Origin of the sequence: Bacillus sp. JJ664, assembly GCF_036962205.1 — a bacterium.
GTDB lineage: Bacteria > Bacillota > Bacilli > Bacillales > Bacillaceae_G > Gottfriedia.
Window position 1 is genome coordinate 1 of sequence record NZ_JBALMS010000199.1, and the last position, 1,592, is coordinate 1,592.

2 protein-coding genes are annotated in these 1,592 nt (G+C 29.3%); both read left to right on the plus strand.

The features are described from left to right. Window positions 1-36: 36 nt before the first annotated feature. Window positions 37-957 (plus strand): Ig-like domain-containing protein, encoded by a 921-nt coding sequence (locus V7056_RS20120; RefSeq protein WP_499704163.1) that lies wholly within the window; start codon window positions 37-39, stop codon window positions 955-957. Window positions 958-1,307: 350 nt separating this feature from the next. After that, the gene (locus V7056_RS20125; protein WP_499704164.1) at window positions 1,308-1,562 is read left to right on the plus strand and encodes a hypothetical protein; all 255 of its coding nucleotides are present in this window, start codon (window positions 1,308-1,310) and stop codon (window positions 1,560-1,562) included. Window positions 1,563-1,592 lie beyond the last annotated feature (30 nt).

The window sequence follows — 1,592 nt, forward strand, 5'->3', positions numbered from 1 at the left end:
ATATATATATTTATTACAAATACAAGGAGTACACAAATGAGAAAAACATCTTACACCCAGATTATCATTGCATTTATTCTTTCTTTTACATTATTTCATCCTACAATAAGTAGTGCAGCTACAATCACTGGTACCATAAACGGAACAAAGCTTGCAACTTCAGACATAAAAACTATTAAGAATAAATATTACATCAATATTCATACCTACTTTAAATCTCTTGGTTTTACCAATACTGAAAATAAAACCAACTGGTCAACTTTTAAAAACTCAAATAGGACTGTTATCGTTTATACAAAGAAAAACACAGTTACGGTTAATGGGTATCACATTCCTATTTCCTATTCGCCAGCAGTAGTGAAGAAAAAAATTTTCTTAGAAATAAACCAATTCCCTAAAATTTCAAACGTAACATTAAGTTGGAATTCAAAGAAAACATCTTTCTCATTTCTACCTATAAAACCTATTGCAATAAACATTGATCCACCAAGAACAGTGTTCTTGATGAAAGGCGCAACTAATATTAATTTACAAAGTCTCTATTCTAAAATTAAAAGTGTGGGTAGTATTAAAAGTAGTAATCCTTCTGTAGTAACTGTCGATGATAAAGGGGTCCTTCGAGGGATAAACGAGGGTATGGCAACGATTACTATTACAATTCCTAATGAACAACCTTATAAAACACTTATTAAAGTATTTTCTCCTAGAGAATTTGACTTTAACTATAATAATAACTTACAAGTAAAAGTTGATGAAAAAAGTAACATTTCACTCTCTTTAAAATATAGTGATAGACCACTTGGTGAACTAAATTTTAACGTAACATACGCTTCGCAAGATTCAAATATTGCAAGTGTTAGTAGCACTGGTGAAGTAAAAGGTATATCTACAGGTAATACTACCGTTTACGTAAAGATAGATTCAATTACATTACCTATTTCTGTAAGTGTTGAATAAGCATAAATTTAAAAAGGAGATAAGTATCGAACTGTACTTATCTCCTTTTTATTAAATATCTAAATCATCAAATTTTATTTTTCCATTTTTAAAAAATCTTCAAATTCCTTTAATATCTCTTCTTTACTTTGTTTCTTAAAAGACAATTAAAAAAACTGCAATTAAGCAGCTTGAATTATACAACTAACTTGCGCGTTAGTTAAACAACATATAGAGGATGATCATTACTCGATCATCCTCTATTTTGCTTCTGCCAGAATAGCTTAAGAAGGAATTAGTCTACAAAAAATGAATATCTTAAATAAACGATAGTAGATTGAAATAGATGTTGAACTAAAGGAGAGGGAACTTTGACACTATTTGATTTTTTGTTTAATAAGGTATTAGTTTATACAGCGTTAAAAGATGATGACTATTTTAAAGTTTCTCAAGCATTTAAAAATGAAGGCTTACAGTACAAAGTCAAAAGCAATTCACGCAATAGCTCTACTCCTGGACCGAATTTTAATGTTTCTGGTTTTAGAGCACCAGTTATATACGATTTTTATGTCAAAAAAGATGATGAGTATAAAGCACAAAAAATACTATCAACTATAAGAAAGTAAAAATTCCTTCTTCAACTAACTGGCGCGTTA

Coding starts and splice junctions, on each gene's coding strand:
- V7056_RS20120 (WP_499704163.1), top strand. CDS start 37: ATGAGAAAAACATCTTACACCCAGATTATCATTGCATTTATTCTTTCT.